Genomic DNA, 26,216 nt, shown 5'->3' with positions numbered 1-26,216 from the left:
GCCACGGCGCCCCCGGGTCCGCACCACCTCCCGCCCGCACGACGAAGAACGGTGCCCACCTCGTGAGACCGGCCAAGATCACCGCCGAGCACAACCCCCTGCGCGACCCCCTCGACCTGCGGCTCCCCCGCATCGCCGGCCCCAGCGGCCTGGTGATCTTCGGGGTCACCGGCGACCTGTCCCGCAAGAAGCTCATGCCCGCCGTCTACGACCTGGCGAACCGCGGCCTGCTGCCGCCCGGCTTCGCGCTGACGGGCTTCGCCCGCCGCGACTGGGAGGACGAGGACTTCGCCCAGGTCGTGCACGACGCGGTCAAGGAGCACGCCCGCACGCCGTTCCGCGAGGCCACCTGGCGCCAGCTCGCCGAGGGCATCCGCTTCGTGCAGGGGTCGTTCGACGACGACGAGGCGTTCGAGCGTCTGCGCCAGACCGTCGAGCAGCTCGACGCCGAGCGCGGCACGGGCGGCAACCACGCGTTCTACCTGTCCGTGCCGCCCAGCGCGTTCCCGATCGTGTGCCGGCAGCTGTCCGAGTCGGGGCTCTCCAAGTCGTCCCCGGACGCGTGGCGCCGCGTCGTCATCGAGAAGCCGTTCGGTCACGACCTCGAGAGCGCGCGCGAGCTCGACGCCGTCGTCTCCCAGGTCTTCGACCCGGAGTCGGTCTTCCGCATCGACCACTACCTCGGCAAGGAGACGGTCCAGAACCTCCTCGCCCTGCGGTTCGCGAATCAGATGTTCGAGCCGCTGTGGAACAGCAACTACGTCGACCACGTCCAGATCACGATGGCCGAGGACATCGGCATCGGCGGGCGCGCGAGCTACTACGACGGCATCGGCGCCGCGCGCGACGTGATCCAGAACCACCTGCTGCAGCTCCTGGCGCTCGTCGCCATGGAGGAGCCGGTCAACTTCGACGCCGAGGCCCTCCGCGCCGAGAAGATCAAGGCGCTCTCCTCGGTGCGGCTCCCCCGCGACCTCGGGCGCCACACCGCCCGCGGCCAGTACGCCTCCGGGTGGCAGGGCGGCGAGAAGGTCGTCGGGTTTCTCGAGGAGGAGGGCTTCAACCCCGACTCCACGACCGAGACGTTCGCCGCGGTGAAGCTCGAGATCGACAACCGGCGCTGGGCGGGCGTGCCCTTCTACCTGCGCACGGGCAAGCGCCTGGGCCGCCGCGTCACCGAGGTGGCGGTCGTCTTCAAGAAGGCGCCGCACCTGCCGTTCGAGTCCTCCCTCACGTCCGACCTGGGCAACAACGCTCTGGTCATCCGCGTGCAGCCCGACGAGGGCGTCACCCTCCGGTTCGGCGCGAAGGTGCCCGGCACCGCGATGGAGGTCCGCGACGTCACGATGGACTTCGGCTACGGCCACTCGTTCACCGAGTCGTCCCCCGAGGCCTACGAGCGCCTCATCCTCGACGTCCTCCTCGGCGACCCGCCGCTCTTCCCGACGCGCGAGGAGGTCGAGCTCTCCTGGAAGATCCTCGACCCGGTGACCGCGTACTGGGCGGGCAAGGGCAAGCCGGAGCAGTACGCCTCGGGCACCTGGGGGCCGGAGTCCGCCGACAAGATGATGGCCCGCGACGGCCGCTCGTGGCGGCGCCCGTGACGAGCGCCCCCACCCCGGACGACGCCCCCCGCGCCGCGGCGAGCCGGACTCACCCGTGCCGCATCCAGCCGTGCCGCTTCCACAGAGGAGAGCCCCGATGATCATCGACATGCCGGACACGACCACGAACGCGGTCGGCAAGCGGCTCGCCCACCTGCGCGACGAGGGCGGCGCGGTGGCGCTCGGCCGGGTGCTCACCCTCGTCGTCGTCGCGGAGGAGGCCGACATCGAGGACTCGGTGCGGGCGGCCAACCAGGCCAGCCACGAGCACCCGTGCCGGGTCGTCGTCGTCGCCCCGCTGGCGCAGCGCGACCGCTCCGCCCCCCGGCTCGACGCCGAGATCCGCGTCGGCGGCGACGCCGGCGCCTCGGAGGTCGTGGTGCTGCGCGCCGGCGGGCCCATGCTCGACCACCCCGACACGCTCGTCATGCCCCTGCTGCTGCCGGACGCCCCGATCGTCGTCTGGTGGCCCACCGGCGGCCCGGACGCCCCGTCCGCGGACCCGATGGGCGCGATGGCGCAGCGCCGCATCACCGACACGACGACGGCGGCCGACCCGGTCGCGATGCTGCACCGCCTGTCGGGCGCGTTCAGCCCCGGGGACACCGACCTCGCGTGGGCGCGCGTCACCCTGTGGCGCGGGCTCATCGCGGCGGCGGTGGAGCAGCCCCCGTTCGAGCCCGTCACCGCGGTGACCGTCGAGGGCCAGGAGCAGCACACGTCGCTCGACCTGCTCGCCGCCTGGCTCGGCCAGCGCCTGCGCTGCCCTGCCACGGTCGTGCGCACGGACAGCGACGACGCGATCACCCGCGTGACCCTGGAGCGCAAGAGCGGGCCGATCGTGCTCGACCGCCCCGACGGCCGCGTCGTGTCGATCACGCAGCCCGAGAAGCCGGAGCGCCGCATGGCGCTCCCGATCCGCGCGCTGAGCGAGGCCCTCATCGAGGAGCTCCGGCGCCTCGACCCCGACGAGCTCTACGGCGAGGTGCTCACCAAGGGCCTCGAGCGTGTCGAGACCGTCCGGGCGTCGGCGAAGGTCACGGCGTGAGCGCGCCGCTCGTCGTCGTCCACCCCGACCCCGCCGTCCTCGCGGAGGCCGCCGCGGCCCGGCTGCTCACCCGCCTGCTCGACGTCCAGTCGGTCCGCACCCCCGTGCACGCGGTGCTGACGGGCGGCACCGTGGGCATCAAGACGCTCGAGGCCGTGGCCGCGAGCCCGCTGCGCACGGCCGTGGACTGGTCCGGGGTGCACCTGTGGTGGGGCGACGAGCGGTTCCTGCCCGACGGCGACCCGGACCGCAACGAGACCCAGGCCCGCGCCGCCCTCGTGGACGCGCTGGTCGCGGGTTCCGGCCTGCCCGCCGACCACGTGCACGCCATGCCGGCGCGCGGCTCGGTGGTCGACGGCGACCCCGTCGAGACGCCGGAGCAGGCGGCCGCGGCCTACGCGGCCGAGCTCGCGCCGTTCGCCCCGGCGCGCGCGTCCGACGCGGAGGAGGCGGCCGTCCCGGAGTTCGACGTGCTGCTGCTCGGCATGGGGCCGGACGGGCACGTCGCCTCGTTGTTCCCCGGGCACGACGGTCTCGAGGCACGCGGGGCGACGGTCGGGGTGCACGGCTCCCCCAAGCCGCCGCCGGAGCGCGTCTCGCTCACGTTCGACGCCCTGCGGCGGGCGCGCGAGGTGTGGGTGGTCGCGGCCGGAGCGGAGAAGGCGGCCCAGGCCGCCGCCGCCCTCGCGGGCGGAGCGGTGACCGACGTCCCGGCGGCCGGGGCCCGCGGCACCGAGCGCACGCTGTGGCTGCTCGACGCGGCCGCGGCTAGCCCGGCCGCCTGACCTGCTAGCTCGCCGACCGGTGCCGGTCGGCGAGCAGGCGGGCGGGCGTCTCGTCGTCGAACTCGGCGAAGAACTCCCCCACCCGCTCGGTGAGCTCGCTCATCCCGTCGCACGCGAACAGGGTGGGCTGGTAGTGCGAGATGTCGTACTCCACGGTGCCCATCGAGTAGAAGTCGAGCGGCAGGATCGTGGCGCCGCGGAACTCCTCGATCTCGCCGTACGACGACAGCAGGCCCGCGCCGTACGCCCGCAGCTCGCCGTCCTCGTACATCACCCCGAACTCGATGGTGAACCAGAAGACGTCCGCCACGAACTGCAGGCCCTCGGCCGTCTCGCAACGCCGCGCGGCCTCGCCCGCCCGTCGCTTCACGTCGGCGATCGCCGGGTTCGCGAGCAGGTTCCCGTGCCCGACGACCTCGTGGATGATGTCCGGCTCGGGGGTGTACAAGGGCTGCGACCCGTGTCGCAGGTACTGCGTGGAGTGGAAGACGCCGTCGGCGAGCGAGCCGTAGAACTGGTCCAGCGGCACCAGTCCTGCGGCCGGGTGCAGGCGGAAGCCGCTGAGCGGCTCCAGGCCGGCGCTCACCTCGTCGAGCTGCGGCACCCGGTCGGTCGGCAGGCCCAGGGATTCCTTGCCCTCGAGGTATCCGCGGATCGCCAGGCGCTCGTGCTTGGGGGCGAGCTCGGCGCACACGGTGCGCCAGATCTCGTTCTCCCCGTCCGTGTACTCGACGCGGGGCACGGGGTCGCCCGGCGACCAGCGCAGCGCGGGGCCGGCGATGACCTCCCGGCGGCGCCGGTACTCCGGGTCGTTCGCGCCGGGGTGGTCGTCCGTGAGGTGCACCGTGACGCCGTGCTCGTCCTCGGTGACGGGGGCGTAGAGCTGTCCTTCCTCGAACATGCGGCCAGACTACGCCACCGTCTCGACAGGTGGACACCCCTCGGGTCGGAGCCCGACCCTGCTCCGTCAGCTCGCCCGGCGCAGCCCCGTCCGACGCGCTCGCAGCGTCGCGAGCGCCTCCTCGAGGAGCGCGGCGCCGTCCTCCTCGGAGCGCCGTTCCTTCACGTACGCGAGGTGCGTCTTGTACGGCTCGTTCCGCACCGGCTCCGGCGGGTTGGCCGCGTCCAGCCCGGCGGGGAAGCCGCAGCGCGGGCAGTCCCAGAACTCCGGAGGCTCGACGTCCTCGTTCGCCGAGAAGCTCGGCGTCGTCTCGTGCCCGTTCGCGCACCAGTACGAGACCCGCATCCGGGGTGCCGCCTCGCCGCGCTCGGACTCTCCCAGCGGACCCGCGCCGACGCGCGAGCCCCTGATCGCATGACCGGCAGTAGCCACGTCCTGTCGTCCTCACCTTCGACTCAGTGGGCGTACGCCCACGGACGATCTTCGTGAAACCGTCGGACCGGGCTCGGGCCCGGTCCTGGTGCCCCCCTCACCGGCCCGGGGCCGGCGACGGTCGCGGTCGTGCCGGCTCAGCTCACCTTCGTGATGAGGCCCAGCAGCACGATCACGACGAACCAGACGAGCGCGAAGCTCACCGTGATCCGGTTGAGGTTGCGCTCCGCGACGCCGGAGCTCCCGGCGGCGCTCGAGATGCCCCCGCCGAACATGTCGGACAGACCGCCGCCCTTGCCCTTGTGCATCAGGATGAGCAGGGTCAGGAAGGCGCTGGTGATCACCAGGAGAACCTGAAGGATGATCTGCAAAACGTCCACGGTGTCCTCGGCAGTCCTCGTTCGTCGTCCGTCCCGCGGGGCGGGCTTCTGTTCGTCACCCGACCAGGACGTCGTCCCGGCCGGGTCAAGAGTAAGTGACGGACGCCTCTCGAGGCGAACACCGATGTTTCCATCGGGTGACGATCCCGGGAGGCGTCCGTCGGGCGGGTCCGGGCCCGCCGTAGAGGTGTCGCGTCAGGCGACGTGCGACTGGTAGCGCGCGATCTTCGCGAACTCGACCGGGTCGAGGCTCGCGCCACCGACCAGCGCGCCGTCGACGTCGGGCTGGGCCATGATCTGCGCGACGTTGCCCGACTTCACCGACCCGCCGTACAGCACGCGCACGCCCGCGGCGAGCTCCGCGTCGTACAGCTCCGCGAGACGGCCACGGATCGCGCCGCAGACCTCCTGCGCGTCCTCCGGGGTCGCGACCTCGCCGGTGCCGATCGCCCACACGGGCTCGTAGGCGATGACGACCTGCGCGGCCTGCTCCGCCGGCACGTCGGCCAGCGCAGCGTCGACCTGCGCGAGGGTGTACGAGACCTGCTCGCCGGCCTTGCGCACGTCCAGGCCCTCCCCGACGCACAGGATGGGCACGAGGCCGTGCTCGAAGGCGGCGCGCACCTTGGCGTTCACCAGCGCGTCGTCCTCGGCGTGGTACTCGCGACGCTCGGAGTGACCGACCGCCACGTAGGTGCAGCCCAGGCGTGCCAGCATCGGGCCCGAGACCTCGCCCGTGTAGGCGCCCGACGCGTGCGTCGACAGGTCCTGCGCGCCGTAGCGCACGTCGAGCTTGTCGGCGTCCACGAGGGTCTGCACCGAGCGCAGGTCCGTGAACGGCGCCAGGACGGCGACCTCGACGGCCTCGTAGTCGTGCTTCGCGTCCTTGAGCGTCCACGCGAGCTTCTGCACCGCGGCGATCGCCTCGGTGTGGTCCAGGTTCATCTTCCAGTTGCCCGCCATCAGGGGCGTGCGGGTGGTGGCCACGATGGGCTCCTCGTTCTCTCGTGCTGGGTGGGAAGGATCGGTCGGCGTCCGGCGCCGCCGGTGCGTCAGTCGGCGAGGACCGCGAGGCCCGGGAGCTCCTTGCCCTCGAGCAGCTCCAGGCTGGCGCCACCGCCGGTGGAGATGTGGCTGAAGCCGTCCTCGTCGAAGCCGAGCACGCGCACCGCCGCGGCCGAGTCGCCGCCGCCCACGATCGAGAACGCGCCCGCCGCGGTCGCGTCGACGATGCCCTGCGCGAGCGCGCGGGTGCCCGCGGCGAACGCGTCGAACTCGAACACGCCCATCGGGCCGTTCCACACGACCGTCTTCGCGTCCGCCAGCCGCGCCGCGAACAGCGCGCCGGAGTCCGGGCCGATGTCGAGGCCCATGGTGCCGTCGGGGATCTGGTCGGCAGGCACGGTGCGGTGCGGCGCGTCGGCGGCGAACGAGTCCGCTGCGACGATGTCGGTGGGCAGCACGATCTCCACGCCCGACTCGGCGGCCTGGGCGAGGTAGCCCTTGACGGTGTCCACCTGGTCGGCCTCGAGCAGCGACGAGCCCACGGAGTGGCCCTGCGCGGCGAGGAAGGTGAAGACCATGCCGCCGCCGATGAGCAGGCGGTCGGCCTTCGTCAGGAGGTTCTCGATGACGCCGAGCTTGTCGGAGACCTTCGAGCCGCCCAGGACGACGGCGTACGGGCGCTGCGGGTCCGTCGTGGCACGCGAGAGCGCCTCGACCTCCTTGAGGACGAGGTCGCCGGCCGCGGCCGGGAGCAGCTTCGCGACGTCGTAGACCGACGCCTGCTTGCGGTGCACGACGCCGAAGCCGTCGGAGACGAAGGCGTCGGCCAGCGCGGCGAGCTCGCCCGCCAGCTCCTCGCGCTCCGCGTCGACCTTGGAGGTCTCACGGGCGTCGAACCGGACGTTCTCCAGGAGGGCGACCTGGCCGTCGGTCAGGGCGGCGACGGTCTCCCGGGCCGACGGGCCGGTCAGGTCGCCCGCCAGGGCCACGTCCTGGCCCAGCAGCTCGCCGAGGCGCGCAGCCACGGGCGCCAGGGAGTAGGCGGGGTTCGGCTCGCCCTTGGGGCGGCCGAGGTGGGCGGTCACGACGACGCGCGCGCCGGCGTCCGTGAGGCGCTTCAGCGTGGGCAGCGCGGCCTTGATCCGGCCGTCGTCCGTGATGGTGGTGCCGTCGAGCGGCACGTTGAAGTCCGAGCGGACGAGGACGCGCTTGCCGCGCAGCTCGCCCAGGGTGTCGATGGTCTTCATGGGGCACACCTGTCCGTCAGGGCCCGGTGCGTGCGGCGCGACCCTCTGCGTCCGCACGTCCCGGACCGGGGTGATCTGGTCCGTACATGACGACGTCCGCGTGCGCGGCCGGGGATCGGCGCGCGCACGCGGACGTCGTGACTCACGCTCGAGCGATGTCGGGCGCCGGAGTCGTCAGAGCTTCTCGCCGACGTGGACGGTCAGCGCGACGAGCGAGTTGGAGTAGCCCCACTCGTTGTCGTACCACGAGACGACCTTGACCTGGTTGCCGATCACCTTGGTCAGCTTCGAGTCGAAGATGCTCGTGTGCGGGTTGGTGACGATGTCCGACGACACGATCTCGTCGTCCACGTACTCCAGCGTGCCCTTGAGCGGGCCCTCGGCGGCGGCCTTGACCGCGGCGTTGACCTCCTCGACCGTGACCTCCTTCGGAGCCTCGAAGGTGAGGTCGGTGGCCGAGCCGGTGATGACCGGGACGCGCAGGGCGTAGCCGTCCAGCTTGCCCTTCAGCTCCGGGAGCACCAGGGCGACGGCCTTGGCCGCACCCGTGGTGGTCGGCACGATGTTCTGCGCGGCGGCGCGGGCGCGGCGGAGGTCCTTGTGCGGGCCGTCCTGCAGGTTCTGGTCGCCGGTGTACGCGTGGATCGTCGTCATGAGGCCACGCTCGATGCCGATCGAGTCGTTGAGGGCCTTGGCGAGCGGCGCGAGGCAGTTCGTGGTGCACGACGCGTTCGAGATGATGTGGTGCGCGGCCGGGTCGTACTGGTCGTTGTTCACACCCATGACGAAGGTCGCGTCCTCGTTCTTCGCCGGGGCGGAGATGATGACCTTCTTGGCACCGGCGTCGATGTGCGCCTTGGCCTTGGTGGCGTCGGTGAAGAAGCCGGTGGACTCGATGACGATGTCCGCGCCCAGCTCGCCCCAGGGGAGGTTCGCGGGGTCGCGCTCGGCGAGCGCACGGATCTTCTGGCCGTCGACGATGATGTTCTCGTCGTCGAAGTCGACCGACTTCGGGAAGCGGCCCAGCACCGTGTCGTACTTGAGCAGGTGGGCCAGAGTCTTGTTGTCGGTCAGGTCGTTGACGCCGACGACCTCGATGTCCGCACCCGACTCCACGAGAGCGCGGTAGAAGTTCCGTCCGATCCGACCGAAGCCGTTGATCCCGACGCGGATGGTCACGATTGCCCTCCTCAGGGCGCGCCGGTGAGATCCCGACGCACACGGTTGATGCCGACTTCCGCACGCCGCGAGGGGCGTGCTGATGATTCACGTCGTGACCCCGGAACCACCCGACGTTCTTCCACCGGGCGGTCAGCCTCGGGTCACGTCGTCGTCACCTGACGGATTGAGCCTATACCCGAAACCGAGGTGCCGCTGACCCTCGACGGCCTCGTGAGACATGTGGTCTGACCATATGGACGCCGTGGCTCGAGCGCCCCGTCCGCCGCCCGTCGGACGGCGTCAGAGGTCGAGCAGCTCCGGGCTCAGGCCGGCCTCGGTGTCCGGGATCCCGACGTCGATGGCCCGCTTGTCCGCCGTCGACAGGAGGCGCCGGATCCGGCCCGCGACCGCGTCCTTGGACAGCGGCGGGTCGGCCAGCTGCCCGAGCTCCTCCAGCGACGCCTGCTTGTGCGCCAGGCGCAGCTCCCCCGCCTGCCGCAGGTGCTCGGGCACGTCCTCGCCCAGGATCTCGAAGGCGCGCTGCACCCGCGCGCCCGCCGCGACGGCGGCGCGCGCCGACCGGCGCAGGTTCGCGTCGTCGAAGTTCGCGAGCCGGTTGGCGGTGCCGCGCACCTCGCGGCGCGCGCGCCGCTCCTCCCAGATCTCGCGGGTGCGCACCGCGCCCATCCGGCGCAGGATCTCCCCGATCGCCTCGCCGTCGCGCACCACGACGCGGTCCACGCCCCGCACCTCTCGCGACTTCGCCTGCACGCCCAGGCGCCGCGCGGCGCCGACCAGCGCGAGCGCCGCCTCGGGCCCGGGGCACGTGACCTCCAGCGCCATGGAACGGCCCGGCTCCGTGAGCGACCCGTGCGCGAGGAACGCACCACGCCACACCGCCTCGGCCTCCGCGACGCCCGCCGACACAACCTCAGGGGCGAGACCGCGCACCGGCCGCCCCCGGGAGTCCAGCAGGCCCGTCTGGCGGGCGAGCGACTCGCCGTCGCGCACCACGCGGACCACGTACCGGTTGTTCTTGCGCAGCCCCCCGGCCTGCACCACGATCAGGTCGCTCGTGTGCCCGTAGAGCTCCGTGATCGACTGCCGCAGCCTCGCCGCGGCCGCCTCGTCGTCCAGCTCCGCCTCGATCACTACCCGGCCCGAGATGATGTGCAGCCCGCCGGAGAACCGCAGCGTCGCCGAGACCTCCGCCTTGCGGCACGACGTCCGGGTCACCTTGATCCGCGCGAGCTCGTCCTTCACCTCTGCCGTCAGCGCCATGGCGTCATCCTGCCACGCGAGGCAAGCACCCTGAGCCGTCGGCGGGGTGCCACCCGGGGCCGGTCACACGTCCCCGTAGACGCCCTCGAACACGTCGCGATAGGCCGCCGCCAGGCGCAGCGGGTCGTGGCGCGCCGTCCCGTCGCCGCGACGGACCTGCCGCATGAGCAGCCGCGCACCCATCGCCTGGGCAGCGTCGGCGAGCTCGTCGACGTCCTCGACGGCGGACGGGTCGGCCAGCACCGCGTCCACGCGCAGCCCGGGCGCGTGCCGGGACAACGCCTCGAGGTGGTCCGTCGCGGTGAGCCCCTGGGTCTCGCCACGCTCGGCGGCCAGGTTGAGCGTCACGCACACCCGCGCGTCGGTCTCGAGCAGAGCCCTCGCGAGCTCCGGCACCAGCAGGTGCACCAGCACCGACGAGTACCAGGATCCCGGGCCCAGCACGACCCAGTCCGCGGTGCGGACCGCCTCCACCGCCTCCGGGCACGCCGGCGGGTCCGCCGGCACCAGCCGCAGCTGCTCGATCCGCCCCTCGGACACGGCGACACGGCTCTGCCCGACGACGGTGTCGAGGGTCGCGACGCCGTCGCGACGCACGTCCGCCTCCACCACGAGAGGCACGGACGCCATGGGCAGCACGCGCCCCCGCGCGCCGAGCAGCCGGCCGACCCAGTCCAGCCCCGTCACCGTGTCGCCGAGCAGCTCCCACAGCGCGACGATCAGGAGGTTGCCCATGGCGTGCTTGTCCAGGCTGCCGCCCGAGACGAACCGGTGCTGCAGCAGGTCGCTCCAGGTGCGGCCCCACTCGGAGTCGTCGCACAGCGCCGCGAGCGCCATCCGGAGGTCGCCGGGCGGGAGCACGTCGAGCTCGTCACGCAGGCGCCCCGACGACCCCCCGTCGTCCGCGACCGTCACGACGGCGGTGAGCCGGTCGGACATCAGCCGCAGTGCGGACAGGCTCGCGAACAGGCCGTGCCCTCCCCCGAGCGCCGTCACCGCCGGCGCCCCAGGGCTCGCGACCGGCGTCGTCACTCCTTCCCCAGGTCGCGGGCCGTGAGGGAGACCCGCTGGCCCGCCTCCCGCAGCCGCTGGGCGATCTCGCCCGCGATCGCGACCGAGCGGTGCTTCCCCCCGGTGCACCCGACGGCGATCGTCACGTACCGCTTCTCCTCGGCCAGGTAGCCGGCGAGGACGGGTTCGAGCGCGGCCACGTACCGGTCCACGAAGTCCCGTGCGCCGGGCCGGGCGAGCACGTACTCCCGCACCGGGGCGTCGCGGCCCGTGAGGTGACGCAGCTCGGTGATCCAGTACGGGTTCGCCAGGAAGCGGACGTCCACGACGTGGTCGGCGTCGAGGGGGATGCCGTACTTGAAGCCGAACGCGAGCACGTTCACGCGCAACGCGTCGGGGGCGCCGTCCGCGATGGCGGCGCGCACCTCGCGCGCGAGGTCGTGCACCGACAGCTCCGACGTGTCGATGACCACGTCGGCGCGCTCCGCGATCGACGCGAGCGCGCGGCGCTCCTCGCCGATGCCGTCGAGGATCCGGCCCTCGCCCTGGAGGGGGTGCGGACGGCGGACGCTCTCGTAGCGCCGCACCAGGGTCTCGTCGCGCGCGTCGAGGAACAGGATCCGGTAGTTCACCCCGGCGTCGCGCAGGTGCTGCAGCACCCGGGTGAGCTCGGCGAAGTACTCCCGCCCGCGCACGTCGACCACGACCGCGAGCCGCTCCACGGACGAGCCCGCCCGGGTCATGAGGTCGACGAGCGGCACGATCATCATCGGCGGCAGGTTGTCGACCACGAACCAGTCGAGGTCCTCGAGAACGCCCGCGGCACGCGAGCGGCCGGCGCCCGACATGCCGGTGATGATCAGCACCTCCGGCTCGGACTGCTCCGGTGCGGGGGTCGCGGCCTCGATCTCGGGGATGCCCTGCGGGACGGTGATGGGGTCCGGCTCGCTCATGCGCCCAGCATGCCAGGAGCCGCACCGTCGTGGCTGGTCGGCGCGCTGCCCGCGTCCGGCGTCACGGCCGGGGAGGTCGCTCCGGAGGTCGTGTCCGGTGCGCCGCCGTCACCGCCGAGCGCGGCGACGACCGCCTCGGCGGTCCGCCGGCCCATGCCGCGCACACCGGCGATCTCCTCCACGCTGGCCGCGCGCAGGCGCTTGACCGAGCCGAAGGTGCTCAGCAGCGCCTTGCGGCGTGTCGGCCCGAGGCCCGGTACGTCGTCCAGGACGGACGCCGTCATGCCCTTGCTCCGGCGACGCCGGTGCTGCGTGATGGCGAACCGGTGGGCCTCGTCGCGCACGCGCTGCAGCAGGTAGAGGCCTTCCGAGGAGCGCTGCAGGATCACCGGGTAGTCCTCGCCGGGGACCCACACCTCCTCGAGCCGCTTCGCGAGCCCGCACAGCGCGACGTCGGTGACGCCCAGCTCGTCGAGCGCGCGCTGCGCCGCCGCCACCTGCGGCGGTCCGCCGTCGACGACCACGAGGTTCGGCGGGTACGCGAACCGCTTGCGCTCCCCCGGCTCCTCGGCGGGCACCTCGCCCGAGCGCGGACGGGCGCGCGCGCCGGCACCGTCGCGGCTGACGTCGCTGTCGTCGAGCTCCACGTCGCCCGACGCCAGCCGGTCGGCCAGGTAGCGCCGGAACCGGCGGGTGATCACCTCGTGCATCGCCGCCGTGTCGTCCCGCGCCCCGTCGCCCTCGGGCCCGCGCACCGAGAAGGTGCGGTACTCGCTCTTGCGCGGCAGCCCGTCCTCGAAGACCACCATCGACGCCGACTGGTACGTGCCCTGCGTGTGCGAGATGTCGTAGCACTCGATGCGCAGCGGGGCCGACTCCAGCCCCAGCGCCTCCTGGATCTCCCGGAGCGCCTGGCTCCGTGTGGTGAGGTCGCCCGCCCGGCGCGTCCGGTGCAGGGCGAGGGCGTGCTCCGCGTTCGCCTTCACGGTGGCGGCGAGCTCGCGCTTGTCCCCGCGCTGCGGCACCCGCAGCTCCACCCGGGCTCCGCGCAGACCGGTCAGCCAGGCCGACATCTGCCCGGGATCCGGGGGCAGCACGGGGACCAGCACCTCGCGCGGGACGGCGTCGCGCGTCTCGCGCCGGGACGCGGCCCGGCCGTCGGCGTCGAGGTCCGTCTCCTCCGCCGCCGCGCGCGCGTCCTCGACGGCGCCGTACACCTGCTGCAGCAGGTGCTCCACGAGTTCCGCGTCCGTGACGTCCTCGACCTTCTCCACGACCCAGCCGCGCTGCCCGCGGATGCGTCCGCCGCGCACGTGGAACACCTGGACGGCGGCCTCGAGCTCGTCGCCCGCGAGCGCGAAGACGTCGGCGTCGGTCGCGTCGGGGAGCACGACGGCGTTCTTCTCCGTGGCCCGGCGCAGCGCCTGGATGTCGTCGCGCAGCCGGGCGGCCTGCTCGTACTCCATGGACGCGGCGGCCTCGTTCATCCGCGCGGTGAGGCGCCGCTCGAACCGCTGCGTGTCGCCGGCCATGAAGTCGCAGAAGTCCTGCGCCAGCTGCTTGTGGTCGTCGACGGTGATCCGACCGACGCAGGGCGCCGAGCACTTGTCGATGTAGCCCAGCAGGCACGGTCGGCCGGTCTGGTGGGCGCGGCGGTACACGCCGGCCGAGCAGGTGCGGATCGGGAAGACCCGCAGCAGGAGGTCGAGGGTCTCGCGGATCGCCCAGGCGTGGCCGTACGGCCCGAAGTACCGGGTCCCGGGGCGCTTGGCCCCGCGCATCACCTGGGCGCGCGGCACCTCCTCGGCCATGGTCACCGCGAGGTACGGGTACGACTTGTCGTCGCGGTACTTCACGTTGAACCGCGGGTCGTACTCCTTGATCCACGAGTACTCGAGCGCCAGGGCCTCGACCTCGGTGCCCACCACCGTCCACTCCACCGACGCCGCCGTGGTCACCATGCTCTGCGTGCGGTGGTGCAGGTGCGCGACGTCCTGGAAGTAGTTCGACAGCCGCGCCCGGAGGTTCTTCGCCTTGCCCACGTAGATCACGCGGCCGTGCGCGTCGCGGAACCGGTAGACGCCGGGCGACGTGGGGATCTCCCCCGGCTTCGGGCGGTAGGTCGCTGGGTCGGCCATGCCGTCAGCCTAGGTCAGGCCACCGACGCCCCCGGCGCCGCGGTGGGCGGACCGGGGGCCGGCGGCCGCTACTTCATCGTCCCCGCCGTGACGGACCCCTGGAGCTGGCGCTGGAAGATCAGGTAGGCGATGAGCACCGGCACGATCGTCACGACCACCGCCGCGAACATCGCGCCGAAGTCCACGGCGTACCCCGCCGACGACACGAACGCGGCCAGCCGCTGCGACAGCACGTAGTTCTGCTGCTCGGGGTTCAGCGCGATCGGCAGGATGAACTGGTTCCACAGGCCCAGGAAGTTGAAGATCGCCACCGACGCCATGCCGGGCCTCGCCATGGGCAGCATCACCTGGAAGAAGGTCCGCCAGTTGCCCGCCCCGTCGATCGCCGCGGCCTCGGCGATGTCGTCCGGGAGCCCGCGGAAGAACGCGTAGAGGAAGAACACCGTGAACGGCAGCGCGAACGCCACGTACACCACGATCAGCCCCGGCAACGTGCCGAGCAGGGCGGCGTTCTGGAGCACGAAGAACAGCGGGACGATCGCGAGGAAGACCGGGAACGTCAGGCCCGCCAGCATGAGGTAGTAGATGGCCCGCCGCCCGGGGAACTCGAACCGGGCGAGCACGTAGGCGCACATCGCCCCCAGGAGCATCACGAGCACCAGCGCGGACCCCACCACGATGATCGTGTTCACGAAGGCCCGGCCGATCTGGGCGTCGACCCACGCGTTCTCGTAGTTCGTGAACGACCAGTGCTCCGGCAACGAGAACGGCGACGCGAAGATCTCCGCGCTCGTCTTGAAGGAGCCGATGAGCACCCAGATCATCGGAGCGATGACGAGGATGCACCAGATCACGAGGACGGTGTGCGAGACCCCGGCGGCGAGGCGGTCGCCGCCCGCCGCGCGGGCGGTGCGGGTCCGTGGGACGGCGCGTGCCGCGCGCGGCACCGCCTCGGCGTGGGCGGTCATCCCCGGCCCCTCTCGCTACGACCGCCGGCGAGGCGGTTCACGGTGAACACCAGCGCGGCGAACACCAGGGTCACGATCGCCATCGCCACGCCCATCGCGCTGGCGTAGCCGAACTTCCCCTCCGTGAACGCCGTGCGGAACAGCTGCTGGGACATCACGAGCGTCGAGTTGTCGGGGCCGCCCTGCGGGTTGAGCGCCTGCACGTACACGAACAGGTCGAGCGCGATGATCCCCAGGTAGATGTAGGCGGTCTGCACGTTGTCCCGGATGAGCGGCAGCGTGATGGACCACGAGGTCCGCCACCGCCCGGCGCCGTCGATCCGCGCCGCCTCGTAGATCTCCGACGGGACGCCCTTGATCGCCGCGATGAAGAGCAGCATGTAGAAGCCGACGAAGCCCCACACGACCACGAACATCGTCACCGGCATCGCCGTGCCCACGTTCCCCAGCCACGCGAACGACTGGAACCGGTCGAGCCCCAGCCCCGTGAGGATGCCGTTGACCAGACCGTTGCTCGGGTCGAGGATGAGGCGCCACATGATGCCGACGGCGATCGCCGGGATCACGTACGGGAAGAGGGACACGACCCGGTAGAAGCCCGACCCTCGGACGCCCCGGATCTGTCCCCTCCCCGCTCCGCCCACCGTGATGAGGATCGCGAACGTCAGCGCGATGACGATGGTGATGAGCGGGATGAACAGTCCGAACATCACGCTGTTCCCGACGGCGTTGACGAACCGCGGGTCCTGCAGCAGCGTCGTGAAGTTCGCCAGGCCCACGACGTCGAACTCGGTCGTGAAGCCCGACCAGTTGGTGAGGGCGTAGAACGCGGCCTGGACGAACGGCCAGATCACGAAGACCAGGAAGAGCGCGAGCGGGAGCCCGAGGAAGACGACGAAGAAGCTCACGGTGTCGAACGACCACCCGCCCAGCCGCCCCCTGCGGGGCCCGCGCCCGGGCCCCGCAGGAGCTCCCTCGCCGGCGGGCAGGACCTGCCCGGCGCCGGGGATGGCGGTCATGACACCTCGATCTTGTCGATCGTGTCGTCGTTCGCGATGCGGTCCGTGATCGCCTGCAGCTCCTTGGTGAGGTCCGCCACCGACTTCTTGCCGTCGAGGAAGGAGTTCCAGATCGGGAGCTGCTCCTGGTTCATGCCGTAGGTGTTGACGAAGTTGAACGTGAAGATGTCGGTCCCGGCCGCGCTGAGCATCTCGGTCTGCGACACCAGTGCCGTCGACCCGAACCCGTCGGCGGGGACGATGTCCTTCACGATCGTCGGGGCCAGCTTCGTCTTGGAGAAGTTCGTCGCGGCCTCCTTCGAGAGCATGACCCGCAGCAGCTCCTTGCCGCCGGCGACGCTCTTGGCCTGCGACGGCACGATGAACGGCTCACCGGCGGTCGAGTGCAGCGCCGTCGCCGGCATCGCCGGGCTCGCGGTGACCGAGAAGCTCGGGACGCCCTTCATCTGGAAGTCGGACGCCGTCTGGTCCTTCATCTCGTTCTCGATCCAGGAGCCCGACGGGTAGAGCAGGGCCTCCTGCTTGTTGCTCCACTGCGCCTGGGCCGCGGTGAACTGCGTGCCCGACCCGCCGGGCTTGAAGTACCCGGCGTCGATGATCTCCTTCATGATCGTGAAGGTCGCCTGGAGCGAGTCGTTGGACCAGCAGTCCGGCTTGAGGTTCTCGAGCGCCAGCCGGACCTCGTCGCCGCCCTCCTTGATGGCCGACTCGATCGCGAGGGTCTGGTAGTACGTCGCGGCCTCGGTGCCCCACAGGAAGAGGTACTTGCCGGCCTTCTTCGCCTCCGCGCCGAGGGCCTTGGCCTCCTCCCACGTGGCGGGCGGCGTCCAGCCGTTCTTGTCGAAGAGGCTGCCCGAGTACCAGACGCCGTAGACGGTGAGCACGTAGTTGAGCGCCGCGAACTTGTCCCCGTAGGTGCCCGGGGCGAGGACGCCCTCGTACAGGGTGTCGCGGATGGTCGTGCCCTCGACGTTGGGCGCGTCGATGATGTCGGTGAGGTCCTCGAGCTGGTCGAGGATCGTGTTGAACCCGATCGACTGGGCGCCCGAGTTGTCCACCAGGTCGGGCGGGTTGCCGCCGACGAAACGCGGCTGCAGCTCCGTGGCGATCTGCGTCGAGGGCGAGACCTTGACGGTCGATCCGGCGTGCAGGCCGGCGAGGACCGTGCCGGCGAACTCGACGTAGTCGACGCCGTAGCCGCCGTCGAAGATCACCGCGTCGACCGTGGTGTTCTCGGCCATGCCGAACGGGTTCTTCGCGTCCATCTCGCCACCGGGGGCGGCGCTGGTGGCCTCCTCGCCTCCTCCCCCGCCCGTGGCGCACGCCGCGAGCGGGAGGCCGAACGGGACGGCGGCGGCCGTGTACATCACGGCACGGAGCACCGACCGACGGGAGGGCTGGGGGGTGATGTTGCTCTGGTCAGTGGTGAAGTTGCTGGTCATCGTCGTTGATGCCCTTCGTGTCAGGGTGCGTCGCGGGACGCCCCGTCAGCCGTGCTGCTCTGCCCCGCCCGGGGCCCTGCGCCGACCTCCTCGTCTCGCGCCACGGTGAGCCGTTGCGGCGGGTTCCGCACCGCTCACGGAAATAACTCCCATCCACCACGGGGATGGAGTGGAAAATATTCACGCACGGCCGCCACGTCAACAGCCGACACGACAGTGTGACCGGACTGGTATAGATCACCCGCTCGGGTGCGGGTGGCCCCTTACGAGGCGGGCGCCGCGAGCCGCACGGGCGCAGGCTCGACGAGGACCGCGAAGTTGACCGACCGCGCGATGAAGCACAGGGCGTGCGCGCGGTGGTGGAGCTCCGCCACCGCCTCGTCCGTCGCCTGCGGGCCCGCGTCGACGGTCACCCTCGGTCGCAGCGTGACGTCCGTGAACTGCCCCTCGCCCCGAGACTCCACCCGCATCGTGCCGGTCGTGTCGTCCACGTACTCGCGGACCACCAGGCCGTGCTCGGCGGCCAGGTGGAGGAACCACAGCATGTGGCACTGCGCGAGGCTCGCGACGAACAGCTCCTCCGGGTTGTGGCGCGCCGGGTCACCGCGGAACGCCGGGTCGGCGCTCCCGAGCAGCGGCGGCTTGCCCGAGACCAGGACCGTGTGGTCCCGGGAGTACGACGTGTAGGACGTCGTGCCCGGCCCGCCACCGGGGTCGGAGGCCCCGGCCTCGGCAGCATCGGGCCAGGCGACGGTCACGGCGTAGTTGTGGTGCGCTCCCATGGCCACACGCTAGGACGTCAGGCCGCGCTGCGCTTACCGGGACGCTTCGACGCGGTCTTCCCCTTCGTCGTCGCCTTCCCCGAACCCTTCGTCGTGCCCGTCGCCGAGCCCTTCGCCGAGCTCCGCGCCCGCGGCGCCGACGACGCCGAGGTCGCGGCGGCCGACCTCGCCCGGCCTGCAGGGGTCGCCGTCGGCACGGGCGGGTGCTCCTGGAGGATCGGCGCGAGGAACTGGCCCGTGTGGCTCGCCTCGACCTGCGCCACGTCCTCAGGCGTGCCCTCCGCCACCACCGTCCCGCCGCCGGAGCCGCCCTCCGGCCCCATGTCGACGATCCAGTCGGCGCTCTTGATGACGTCGAGGTTGTGCTCGATGACGAGGACGGTGTTGCCCTTCTCCACCAGCGACTGCAGCACGCCGAGCAGCTTGCGGATGTCCTCGAAGTGCAGGCCCGTGGTCGGCTCGTCGAGGACGTAGATCGTGCGGCCCGTGGAGCGCTTCTGCAGCTCGCTCGCGAGCTTGACCCGCTGCGCCTCGCCACCCGAGAGCGTCGGCGCCGGCTGCCCGAGGCGGACATAGCCGAGACCCACCTCGACCAGCGTGGTGAGGTAGCGCGAGATCGCGGGGAACGCGGCGAAGAACTCCGCGGCCTCCTCGATCGGCATGTCCAGCACGTCCGCGACCGTCTTGCCCTTGAAGTGCACCTCGAGGGTCTCGCGGTTGTACCGCGCCCCGTGGCACACCTCGCACGGCACGTAGACGTCGGGCAGGAAGTTCATCTCGATCTTCAGCGTGCCGTCGCCCGCGCACGCCTCGCAGCGGCCGCCCTTGACGTTGAAGGAGAAGCGACCCGGGCCGTAGCCCCGGACCTTCGCCTCCTCCGTCTCCGCAAAGATCTTGCGGATCCGGTCCCACACGCCCGTGTAGGTGGCCGGGTTGGACCGCGGCGTGCGCCCGATCGGCCCCTGGTCGACGTGCACCACCTTGTCGAGCTGGTCCACGCCCGTGACCCGGGTGTGCCGGCCCGCCACCTGGCGCGCGCCGTTGAGCTCGTTCGCGAGCACGGTGTGCAGGATCGAGTTGACCAGCGTCGACTTGCCGGACCCCGAGACGCCCGTGACCGCCGTGAGCACGCCGAGCGGGAACGACACGTCGATCCCCCGCAGGTTGTTCTCCCGGGCGCCGACGACCGTGACCTTCCGGCCGGGGTCGGTCGCGCGACGCTCCGCGGGCAGCGCGATGCTGCGCCGGCCGGAGAGGTAGGCGCCGGTCATCGAGCCCTCGGCCTCGAGGAGCCCGGCGTAGTCGCCCGAGTGCACGACGCGGCCGCCGTGCTCGCCCGCGCCCGGGCCGACGTCGACGATCCAGTCCGCCGCGCGGATGGTGTCCTCGTCGTGCTCGACGACGATCAGCGTGTTGCCGAGGTCTCGCAGGCGGGTCAGCGTCTCGATGAGGCGGCGGTTGTCGCGCTGGTGCAGCCCGATCGACGGCTCGTCGAGCACGTACAGCACGCCGACGAGGCCCGAGCCGATCTGGGTCGCGAGCCGGATGCGCTGGGCCTCGCCACCCGACAGGGTGCCCGCCGGACGCTCGAGCGACAGGTAGTGCAGGCCCACGTCGACGAGGAAGCCGAGCCGGGCGTGGATCTCCTTGAGGACCTCGGCCGCGATGGCGCGCTCGCGCTCGCCCAGCTCGAGCCCGTCGAGGAAGGTCTTGGCCTGGTCGATCGGCAGCCGGCACACGTCCCAGATCGACTTGCCGCCGACGGTGACCGCGAGGACCTCGGGCTTGAGCCGTGCCCCCGAGCACACGGGACACGGGACCTCCCGCATGTAGGCCTCGTACTTCTCCTTCGACCAGTCGGACTCGGTCTCCCGGTGCCGGCGCTCCAGGAAGGTCACCGCGCCCTCGAAGCCGGTGGAGTACTGCCGCTCGCGGCCCCAGCGGTTCTTGTACCGCACGTGCACCTGGTGGTTGCGGCCGAACAGGATCGCGTCACGGGCGCGCTGCGGCAGCGCGCGCCACGGCACGTCCATGGAGAAGCTCATCTCCTCCGCCAGCGCGGTGAGCACCCGCTCGAAGTACTCCGACGACGTCTGCGCCCACGGCACCACGGCACCGTCGCGCAGGGTCCTCTCCTCGTCCGGCACGACGAGGTCGGCGTCGACCTCGAGGCGGAAGCCGATGCCGGTGCACTCCGGGCACGCGCCGTACGGGGCGTTGAAGGAGAACGTGCGGGGCTCGATCTCGTCGAGCGCGAGCGGGTGGTCGTTGGGGCACGCCCGCTTCTCCGAGAACTTGCGCACCCGGTCGAGGTCGTCGATGTCGGCGTCGACGAGCTCGACCATGACCAGGCCGCCCGCGAGCCGCAGCGCGGTCTCCACCGAGTCGGTGAGCCGGCGCTGGACGCCGTCGCGTGACACGAGACGGTCGACGACGACCTCGATGTCGTGCTTGAGCTTCTTCTCGAGCGTGGGCGGGCTGGTCAGCTGCACCACCTCGCCGTCGACCCGCGCGCGGGCGAAGCCCTGCGTCTGCAGCTCGGCGAACAGGTCGGCGTACTCGCCCTTGCGCCCGCGCACGACGGGTGCGAGCACCTGGTACCGGGTGCCCTCCGGCAGCTCGAGGAGCTTGTCGACGATCTGCTGCGGCGTCTGCGAGCGGACCGGCTCGCCGCACACGGGGCAGTGCTGCGTCCCCGCGCGGGCGAAGAGCAGGCGCAGGTAGTCGTAGACCTCGGTGATCGTGCCGACCGTCGACCGCGGGTTGCGGTTGGTCGACTTCTGGTCGATCGACACCGCGGGCGACAGGCCCTCGATGAAGTCGACGTCGGGCTTGTCCATCTGACCGAGGAACTGGCGGGCGTACGCGGAGAGCGACTCCACGTAGCGGCGCTGCCCCTCGGCGAAGATCGTGTCGAACGCCAGGGAGGACTTCCCCGAGCCCGACAGCCCGGTGAAGACGATCAGCCCGTCGCGCGGGAGATCGAGCTCGATGTTGCGCAGATTGTGCTCGCGGGCGCCGGAGATGACGAGGCGGTTGCTCACCCGGGCATCCTACGTCGGCGCGCCGACATTCGTACAGGCGTTCTATACCTTTCGGGGTCTTTTCGCGTGCCTGACCGGTCACACCCGGTCTCCCGACCCGCTCCTGGACGTCCCGGGCTCGCGACCGCGCGGGGTGCTTGGATGCGGCCATGTCCGTCTACGCCGTCACGTACGTCTACGTCACCGACCCCGACCGCCTCGCGGAGGTCCGTCCGGAGCACCGGGAGTTCCTCCGCGGCCTGCACGAGAGCGGCACGCTGCGCGTGTCCGGCCCGCTGCCCGCGACGCCGGACGGCGAGCCCGGCGGCGCGCTCCTGGTCGTCGAGGCCGACGACGCGACCGGCGCGCTCGAGCTGCTCGCGGCCGACCCCATGCGGCGCGAGGGTCTGGTGGCGCACCGCGCGGCGCGGGAGTTCGTGCCCGTGATCGGCGGCTTCGCCGCCTGACGCCGGACGCGCGCGGGCCCCGGACGGCGTGCCGTCCGGGGCCCGTGCGCTCGTGTCGTCAGCGGCCCGAGGACTCCGGCCCGGAGGACGCGGGAGCGGTGCCGGGCTCCGACGCCACGTCCTGCGCCTCCGGTGCCGGCGTCGTCGACGACGCCGCACCCGCGGCGTCGGCCGCGCCCGCCGGCGCCGCGTCCTTCGCGGCGACCGCGGCGGTCCGCCGCGTCTTCGCCAGGCTCGCGACCGTCGCGATCGCGATCGAGCCGAGGATCACGGCGAGGGACAGCCAGATCGGGATCTCGGGTGCCCAGGCGACGTGCTCGCCCCCGTTGATGAACGGGAGCGTGTTGGTGTGCAGCGCCTCGAGGATGAGCTTGACGCCGATGAACCCGAGGATGACCGCCAGGGCGATCGGCAGGTACACCAGCCGCTCGAGCAGGCCGCCGAGCAGGAAGTAGAGCTGCCGCAGGCCCATGAGGGCGAAGATGTTCGCGGTGAAGACGATGAACGGATCCTTCGTCAGCCCGAAGATCGCGGGGATCGAGTCGAGCGCGAACAGCAGGTCCGTCGAGCCGATCGCGACGAACACCACGAGCATCGGGGTGAACAGCTTCTTGCCGTCGACCACCGTGCGCACCTTCGCGCCGTCGTACTCCTGGCTCACCGGCAGCACGCGGCGGAGCAGGCGGATCGCCACGTTCTCCTTGAACTCCTCCTCGTCGTCGCCTCCCGCCACGAGCTTGACCGCCGTGTAGATGAGGAACGCGCCGAAGAGGTAGAACACCCACACGAACTGCTCGAGGATCGCCGCCCCCGCGAGGATGAACGCCCCGCGCAGCACCAGCGCGATGATGATGCCGACCATCAGCACCATCTGCTGGTGCCGCTTCGGCACCGCGAACCGCGACATGATGATGACGAAGACGAACAGGTTGTCCACGCTCAGGGAGTACTCCGTGAGCCACCCGGCGTAGAACTCCCCGGCGGGGGCGGTGCCGCCCACCGCCAGCACGATCAGCCCGAACACCAGCGCCAGCGCCACGTAGAAGCCGACCCACAGGCCGCTCTCCTTCATGCTCGGCACGTGCGGGCGCCTGCCGACGATGGCGAGGTCGACGGCGAGCAGGAGGATCAGCGCCGCGAGCGACGCCCACTCGAACCAGACCGGCAGCTCGTGGATCATGCGTCTCCTTCGGAGGTGGGTGTCGGCGCGGCGACGGCACGGGCCCGACGGTCACGCCGGTCGCGCGCCAGGGAGGCGATCGTCGTGACGGCGAGCACCACCACGATGAAGCTGAGGGACAGCGTCGTCGAGATCTCGGGGATCGCCTCGACGTGGTTCCCGCCGTTGATGAACGGCAGCTCGTTGGTGTGCAGGGCGTGGATCACCAGCTTGACACCGATGAAGCCGAGGATCGCCGCGAGGCCGTAGTTGAGGTAGACGAGGCGGTCCAGGAGACCGTCCACGAGGAAGTAGAGCTGCCGCAGCCCGAGGAGGGAGAACGCGTTGGCCGCGAAGACGAGGTACGTCTCCTGCGTGAGACCGAAGATGGCGGGGATCGAGTCGACGGCGAACAGCAGGTCCGCGCTGCCGATCGCGACCATGACGATGAGCATCGGCGTGATGAACCGCTTGCCGTCGATCTTCGCGGTCATCTTGTCGCCGACGTACGTGTCCGTCGTCGGGAAGAGGCGGCGGGTCAGCCGCAGGACGCCGTTCTCGTTCCACTCCTCGTCGTGCCCCGTGCCCGAGCGGGCCTGGGCGATCGCGGTCCAGATGAGGAACGCGCCGAAGATGTAGAAGACCCAGGCGAAGTTCGCGATGATCGCGGCGCCGGCGATGATGAACACCGTGCGCAGCACCAGCGCGATCGTGATGCCGATGAGGAGCACGCGCTGCTGGTACTCGCGGGGCACCCGGAAGCTCGTCATGATCAGGACGAAGACGAACAGGTTGTCGACGCTGAGCGACTTCTCCGTGATGTACCCGGCGAAGTACTCCCCGCCGTACGTCCCGCCCCACACGACCCAGACGATCACGCCGAACACGACCGCGACCGCGACGTAGGCCAGGGACCACGTGGCCGACTCGCGCAGCGTGGGGGCGTGCGGGGTGCGCACGTGGCCGACGTAGTCGACCGCGAGCATCGCGAGGATCACGCCGACGGTGACGATCCAGACCCAGACGGGCACATCCATGAAAACTCCTCCGGTACGTAGCACTGAGCACCGGAGGTCTTCCCCACCCGGAGCGGCTGCGAGCCTGGCGTCCGGGCCGACGAGGCCGGTCCGGCATCCGTGCCGGACGTGATGACGACCTCACCGTGGGCGGGGTACTCCCCTCCAACCCGCACACCCTACATGAGACCCCGGACCCGCCATCCGCGCATGTCACGACGGGATCTCCCGCCCCGCTCAGGCCGTCGCGGCCTGCATCTGCCGCAGCTCCTTCTTCAGCCCGCCGATCTCGTCGCGGAGGCGGGCCGCGACCTCGAACTGCAGCTCCGCGGCGGCGGCGTGCATCTGGTCGCTGAGCTCCTGGATGAGCTCCGCGAGCTCGCCCGCAGCGGCCCCGGCGAGCCGGTTGCCGGTGGTGGCGCCCTCCTTCGGCGAGCCCGGCACGGGCGCGCGCCCCTTGCCCTGCGCGGACGCGGGGTCCTTGCGGTACCCGCCGGACAGCAGCTCCTGCGTGTCGATGTCCTCGCGGGCGAGCATGTCGGTGACGTCCGCGATCCTCTTGCGCAGCGGCTGCGGGTCGATCCCGTGCTCCTCGTTGTACGCCACCTGCTTCGCGCGACGGCGGTCCGTCTCGTCGAGGGCGTACCGCATGGCCGGCGTGATCTTGTCCGCGTACATGTGCACCTGGCCGGTGACGTTGCGCGCCGCGCGCCCGATCGTCTGGATGAGCGACCGCTCGGAGCGCAGGAAGCCCTCCTTGTCGGCGTCGAGGATCGCCACCAGGGACACCTCCGGCAGGTCCAGGCCCTCGCGCAGGAGGTTGATGCCGACCAGCACGTCGTACTCCCCCAGCCGCAGCTCGCGCAGCAGCTCGACGCGGCGCAGCGTGTCGACCTCGGAGTGCAGGTATCGCACCCGCACGTCCTTCTCGAGGAAGTAGTCGGTGAGGTCCTCGGCCATCTTCTTGGTGAGGGTCGTCACGAGCACCCGCTCGTCCTTCTCGACGCGCTCGCGGATCTCGTGCAGCAGGTCGTCGATCTGGCCGGTGGTCGGCTTGACGACCACCTGCGGGTCCACCAGACCGGTGGGCCGGATGACCTGCTCCACCACGCCGTCGGACATGGAGAGCTCGTAGTCGCCCGGGGTCGCGGACAGGTAGACCGTCTGCCCGATCCGCTCGACGAACTCCTCCCAGCGCAGCGGCCGGTTGTCCATCGCGCTCGGCAGGCGGAACCCGTGCTCCACGAGCGACCGCTTGCGGGACATGTCCCCCTCGAACATCGCGCCGATCTGGGGCACGGTCTGGTGCGACTCGTCGATGACGAGCAGGAAGTCCTCGGGGAAGTAGTCGAGCAGGGTGTTCGGCGGCGACCCCTGCTCGCGGCCGTCGATGTGCCGCGAGTAGTTCTCGATGCCGCTGCACGTGCCGATCTGGCGCATCATCTCGATGTCGTACGTGGTGCGCATCCGCAGCCGCTGCGCCTCCAGCAGCTTGTTCTGCCGCTCGAGGTCCGCCAGCCGTTCCGCGAGCTCGGCCTCGATGCCGCCGATCGCCCGCTCCATCCGCTCCGGGCCCGCGACGTAGTGCGTGGCCGGGAAGAGGTAGACGCTCTGCTCGTTGCGGAGGACCTCGCCCGTGAGCGGGTGCAGCGTCTGGATCGACTCGATCTCGTCGCCGAACATCTCGATGCGGACGGCGAGCTCCTCGTACACGGGGATGATCTCCACCGTGTCGCCGCGCACGCGGAACGTGCCGCGCGTGAACGCCATGTCGTTGCGCGTGTACTGCATCTGCACGAAGCGGCGGAGCATGTCGTCGCGGTCGACCACGTCCCCGACGTCGAGCCGCACCATCCGGTCCACGTACTCCTGCGGGGTACCCAGGCCGTAGATGCAGGACACCGACGCCACGACCACGACGTCGCGCCGGGTCAGCAGCGACGACGTCGCCGAGTGCCGCAGCCGCTCCACCTCGTCGTTGATCGACGAGTCCTTCTCGATGTAGGTGTCCGTCTGCGCGATGTACGCCTCGGGCTGGTAGTAGTCGTAGTACGAGACGAAGTACTCGACGGCGTTGTTCGGCAGCAGCTCGCGGAACTCCGTGGCCAGCTGCGCGGCGAGCGTCTTGTTGGGTGCCATGACGAGGGTGGGCCGCTGCAGCTTCTCGATGAGCCACGCGGTCGTCGCGCTCTTGCCGGTGCCGGTCGCGCCGAGCAGGACGACGTCCTTCTCCCCCGCCTGCACGCGGGACGTGAGGTCTGCGATGGCGGTGGGCTGGTCTCCCGAGGGCTCGTAGTCGGACACCACCTCGAAGGGGGCCACCGCACGCTGCAGGTCGGTCACGGGTCGCATGGCACCACCGTACGGCGCGCCTCCGACACCCACCGGTGAGCC

22 protein-coding genes are annotated in these 26,216 nt (G+C 71.4%); 4 read left to right on the top strand and 18 right to left on the bottom strand.

Annotation, left to right across the window (positions count from 1 at the left end):
- The first annotated feature begins 62 nt into the window (after window positions 1–62).
- The 3 genes from zwf to pgl all read left to right on the top strand — a co-directional run bounded on the left by zwf (window position 63) and on the right by pgl (window position 3,437).
- Window positions 63–1,604: a glucose-6-phosphate dehydrogenase gene (zwf, locus tag ACH443_RS14315; RefSeq protein WP_429763413.1), complete on the top strand. Its 1,542-nt coding sequence runs from the start codon at window positions 63–65 to the stop codon at window positions 1,602–1,604.
- Between the two features lie 97 nt (window positions 1,605–1,701).
- The gene (gene opcA / locus ACH443_RS14310) at window positions 1,702–2,652 is read left to right on the top strand and encodes a glucose-6-phosphate dehydrogenase assembly protein OpcA (RefSeq protein ID WP_430556173.1); all 951 of its coding nucleotides are present in this window, start codon (window positions 1,702–1,704) and stop codon (window positions 2,650–2,652) included.
- On the top strand, window positions 2,649–3,437 hold the full coding sequence (gene pgl / locus ACH443_RS14305; RefSeq protein ID WP_430590680.1) for a 6-phosphogluconolactonase: 789 nt from the start codon (window positions 2,649–2,651) through the stop codon (window positions 3,435–3,437). Before opcA ends, pgl begins: the two co-directional genes overlap by 4 nt.
- 4 nt (window positions 3,438–3,441) lie before the next feature.
- Here pgl and ACH443_RS14300 read toward each other — a convergent pair whose 3' ends face one another.
- From ACH443_RS14300 to uvrA, 15 genes are all read right to left on the bottom strand, one after another.
- Window positions 3,442–4,338: a phenylalanine 4-monooxygenase gene (locus ACH443_RS14300; protein ID WP_430556171.1), complete on the bottom strand. Its 897-nt coding sequence runs from the start codon at window positions 4,336–4,338 to the stop codon at window positions 3,442–3,444.
- A 66-nt stretch (window positions 4,339–4,404) separates the two neighbouring features.
- Window positions 4,405–4,770, bottom strand: coding sequence for an RNA polymerase-binding protein RbpA (locus ACH443_RS14295; protein ID WP_429763408.1), 366 nt, complete (start codon window positions 4,768–4,770; stop codon window positions 4,405–4,407).
- Window positions 4,771–4,907: 137 nt separating this feature from the next.
- Window positions 4,908–5,150 carry a preprotein translocase subunit SecG gene (secG, locus tag ACH443_RS14290; protein WP_380326827.1) on the bottom strand — a complete coding sequence of 81 codons (243 nt, stop codon included), beginning with the start codon at window positions 5,148–5,150 and terminating at the stop codon, window positions 4,908–4,910.
- 195 nt (window positions 5,151–5,345) lie between these two features.
- Window positions 5,346–6,113: a triose-phosphate isomerase gene (gene tpiA / locus ACH443_RS14285; protein ID WP_430590699.1), complete on the bottom strand. Its 768-nt coding sequence runs from the start codon at window positions 6,111–6,113 to the stop codon at window positions 5,346–5,348.
- An 89-nt stretch (window positions 6,114–6,202) separates the two neighbouring features.
- Window positions 6,203–7,402, bottom strand: coding sequence for a phosphoglycerate kinase (locus ACH443_RS14280; RefSeq protein WP_430590679.1), 1,200 nt, complete (start codon window positions 7,400–7,402; stop codon window positions 6,203–6,205).
- 174 nt (window positions 7,403–7,576) lie between these two features.
- Window positions 7,577–8,581, bottom strand: a complete 1,005-nt coding sequence (gene gap, locus ACH443_RS14275) for a type I glyceraldehyde-3-phosphate dehydrogenase (protein WP_429729141.1) — start codon at window positions 8,579–8,581, stop codon at window positions 7,577–7,579.
- 282 nt (window positions 8,582–8,863) lie between these two features.
- Window positions 8,864–9,844, bottom strand: a complete 981-nt coding sequence (whiA, locus tag ACH443_RS14270) for a DNA-binding protein WhiA (RefSeq protein ID WP_429763406.1) — start codon at window positions 9,842–9,844, stop codon at window positions 8,864–8,866.
- Window positions 9,845–9,907: 63 nt separating this feature from the next.
- Window positions 9,908–10,876 carry a gluconeogenesis factor YvcK family protein gene (gene yvcK, locus ACH443_RS14265; RefSeq protein WP_429763405.1) on the bottom strand — a complete coding sequence of 323 codons (969 nt, stop codon included), beginning with the start codon at window positions 10,874–10,876 and terminating at the stop codon, window positions 9,908–9,910.
- Entirely contained in the window at window positions 10,873–11,808 is a 936-nt protein-coding gene (gene rapZ, locus ACH443_RS14260; protein ID WP_430590678.1) for an RNase adapter RapZ, read from the bottom strand. The genes yvcK and rapZ overlap by 4 nt, the downstream gene beginning before the upstream one ends.
- Window positions 11,805–13,946 (bottom strand): excinuclease ABC subunit UvrC, encoded by a 2,142-nt coding sequence (gene uvrC, locus ACH443_RS14255; RefSeq protein ID WP_430590677.1) that lies wholly within the window; start codon window positions 13,944–13,946, stop codon window positions 11,805–11,807. The genes rapZ and uvrC overlap by 4 nt, the downstream gene beginning before the upstream one ends.
- A 68-nt stretch (window positions 13,947–14,014) precedes the next feature.
- Entirely contained in the window at window positions 14,015–14,914 is a 900-nt protein-coding gene (locus ACH443_RS14250; RefSeq protein ID WP_429763401.1) for a carbohydrate ABC transporter permease, read from the bottom strand.
- The gene (locus ACH443_RS14245) at window positions 14,911–15,933 is read right to left on the bottom strand and encodes a carbohydrate ABC transporter permease (RefSeq protein WP_430590676.1); all 1,023 of its coding nucleotides are present in this window, start codon (window positions 15,931–15,933) and stop codon (window positions 14,911–14,913) included. Before ACH443_RS14245 ends, ACH443_RS14250 begins: the two co-directional genes overlap by 4 nt.
- Window positions 15,930–17,375 (bottom strand): N-acetylglucosamine/diacetylchitobiose ABC transporter substrate-binding protein, encoded by a 1,446-nt coding sequence (gene ngcE / locus ACH443_RS14240; protein WP_430590675.1) that lies wholly within the window; start codon window positions 17,373–17,375, stop codon window positions 15,930–15,932. The genes ACH443_RS14245 and ngcE overlap by 4 nt, the downstream gene beginning before the upstream one ends.
- A gap of 263 nt (window positions 17,376–17,638) precedes the next feature.
- Window positions 17,639–18,157 (bottom strand): OsmC family protein, encoded by a 519-nt coding sequence (locus ACH443_RS14235; RefSeq protein WP_430590674.1) that lies wholly within the window; start codon window positions 18,155–18,157, stop codon window positions 17,639–17,641.
- A gap of 17 nt (window positions 18,158–18,174) precedes the next feature.
- Window positions 18,175–21,201 carry an excinuclease ABC subunit UvrA gene (uvrA, locus tag ACH443_RS14230; protein WP_430590673.1) on the bottom strand — a complete coding sequence of 1,009 codons (3,027 nt, stop codon included), beginning with the start codon at window positions 21,199–21,201 and terminating at the stop codon, window positions 18,175–18,177.
- Between the two features lie 149 nt (window positions 21,202–21,350).
- On the opposite strand from uvrA, the gene ACH443_RS14225 reads away from it, so the two are divergent.
- Window positions 21,351–21,647, top strand: a complete 297-nt coding sequence (locus tag ACH443_RS14225; RefSeq protein ID WP_429763395.1) for a YciI family protein — start codon at window positions 21,351–21,353, stop codon at window positions 21,645–21,647.
- 58 nt (window positions 21,648–21,705) lie between these two features.
- On the opposite strand, the gene ACH443_RS14220 is transcribed toward ACH443_RS14225, so the two are convergent.
- The 3 genes from ACH443_RS14220 to uvrB form a co-directional block, all read right to left on the bottom strand.
- Entirely contained in the window at window positions 21,706–22,827 is a 1,122-nt protein-coding gene (locus ACH443_RS14220) for a TerC family protein (RefSeq protein WP_429763394.1), read from the bottom strand.
- On the bottom strand, window positions 22,824–23,843 hold the full coding sequence (locus ACH443_RS14215) for a TerC family protein (protein WP_429763393.1): 1,020 nt from the start codon (window positions 23,841–23,843) through the stop codon (window positions 22,824–22,826). Before ACH443_RS14215 ends, ACH443_RS14220 begins: the two co-directional genes overlap by 4 nt.
- Window positions 23,844–24,059: 216 nt before the next feature.
- Window positions 24,060–26,174: an excinuclease ABC subunit UvrB gene (gene uvrB, locus ACH443_RS14210; protein WP_430590672.1), complete on the bottom strand. Its 2,115-nt coding sequence runs from the start codon at window positions 26,172–26,174 to the stop codon at window positions 24,060–24,062.
- Window positions 26,175–26,216 lie beyond the last annotated feature (42 nt).

The organism is Isoptericola sp. NPDC019571 (genome assembly GCF_044389385.1).
In the GTDB taxonomy this organism is placed as follows: Bacteria; Actinomycetota; Actinomycetes; order Actinomycetales; family Cellulomonadaceae; genus Isoptericola; species Isoptericola nanjingensis.
The sequence above is the reverse complement of the archived record's forward strand: the minus strand, read 5'-3'. Positions and strand labels throughout refer to the sequence as shown.

What these genes read in the sequence shown, in the direction of transcription:
- opcA (WP_430556173.1), top strand. Translation starts at nt 1,702, where the DNA reads ATGATCATCGACATGCCGGACACGACCACGAACGCGGTCGGCAAGCGG.
- ACH443_RS14300 (WP_430556171.1), bottom strand. Translation starts at nt 4,338, where the DNA reads ATGTTCGAGGAAGGACAGCTCTACGCCCCCGTCACCGAGGACGAGCAC.
- tpiA (WP_430590699.1), bottom strand. Translation starts at nt 6,113, where the DNA reads ATGGCGGGCAACTGGAAGATGAACCTGGACCACACCGAGGCGATCGCC.
- ACH443_RS14280 (WP_430590679.1), bottom strand. Translation starts at nt 7,402, where the DNA reads ATGAAGACCATCGACACCCTGGGCGAGCTGCGCGGCAAGCGCGTCCTC.
- whiA (WP_429763406.1), bottom strand. Translation starts at nt 9,844, where the DNA reads ATGGCGCTGACGGCAGAGGTGAAGGACGAGCTCGCGCGGATCAAGGTG.
- rapZ (WP_430590678.1), bottom strand. Translation starts at nt 11,808, where the DNA reads ATGAGCGAGCCGGACCCCATCACCGTCCCGCAGGGCATCCCCGAGATC.
- uvrC (WP_430590677.1), bottom strand. Translation starts at nt 13,946, where the DNA reads ATGGCCGACCCAGCGACCTACCGCCCGAAGCCGGGGGAGATCCCCACG.
- ACH443_RS14250 (WP_429763401.1), bottom strand. Translation starts at nt 14,914, where the DNA reads ATGACCGCCCACGCCGAGGCGGTGCCGCGCGCGGCACGCGCCGTCCCA.
- ACH443_RS14245 (WP_430590676.1), bottom strand. Translation starts at nt 15,933, where the DNA reads ATGACCGCCATCCCCGGCGCCGGGCAGGTCCTGCCCGCCGGCGAGGGA.
- ngcE (WP_430590675.1), bottom strand. Translation starts at nt 17,375, where the DNA reads ATGACCAGCAACTTCACCACTGACCAGAGCAACATCACCCCCCAGCCC.
- ACH443_RS14235 (WP_430590674.1), bottom strand. Translation starts at nt 18,157, where the DNA reads ATGGGAGCGCACCACAACTACGCCGTGACCGTCGCCTGGCCCGATGCT.
- ACH443_RS14225 (WP_429763395.1), top strand. Translation starts at nt 21,351, where the DNA reads ATGTCCGTCTACGCCGTCACGTACGTCTACGTCACCGACCCCGACCGC.
- ACH443_RS14220 (WP_429763394.1), bottom strand. Translation starts at nt 22,827, where the DNA reads ATGATCCACGAGCTGCCGGTCTGGTTCGAGTGGGCGTCGCTCGCGGCG.
- ACH443_RS14215 (WP_429763393.1), bottom strand. Translation starts at nt 23,843, where the DNA reads ATGGATGTGCCCGTCTGGGTCTGGATCGTCACCGTCGGCGTGATCCTC.
- uvrB (WP_430590672.1), bottom strand. Translation starts at nt 26,174, where the DNA reads ATGCGACCCGTGACCGACCTGCAGCGTGCGGTGGCCCCCTTCGAGGTG.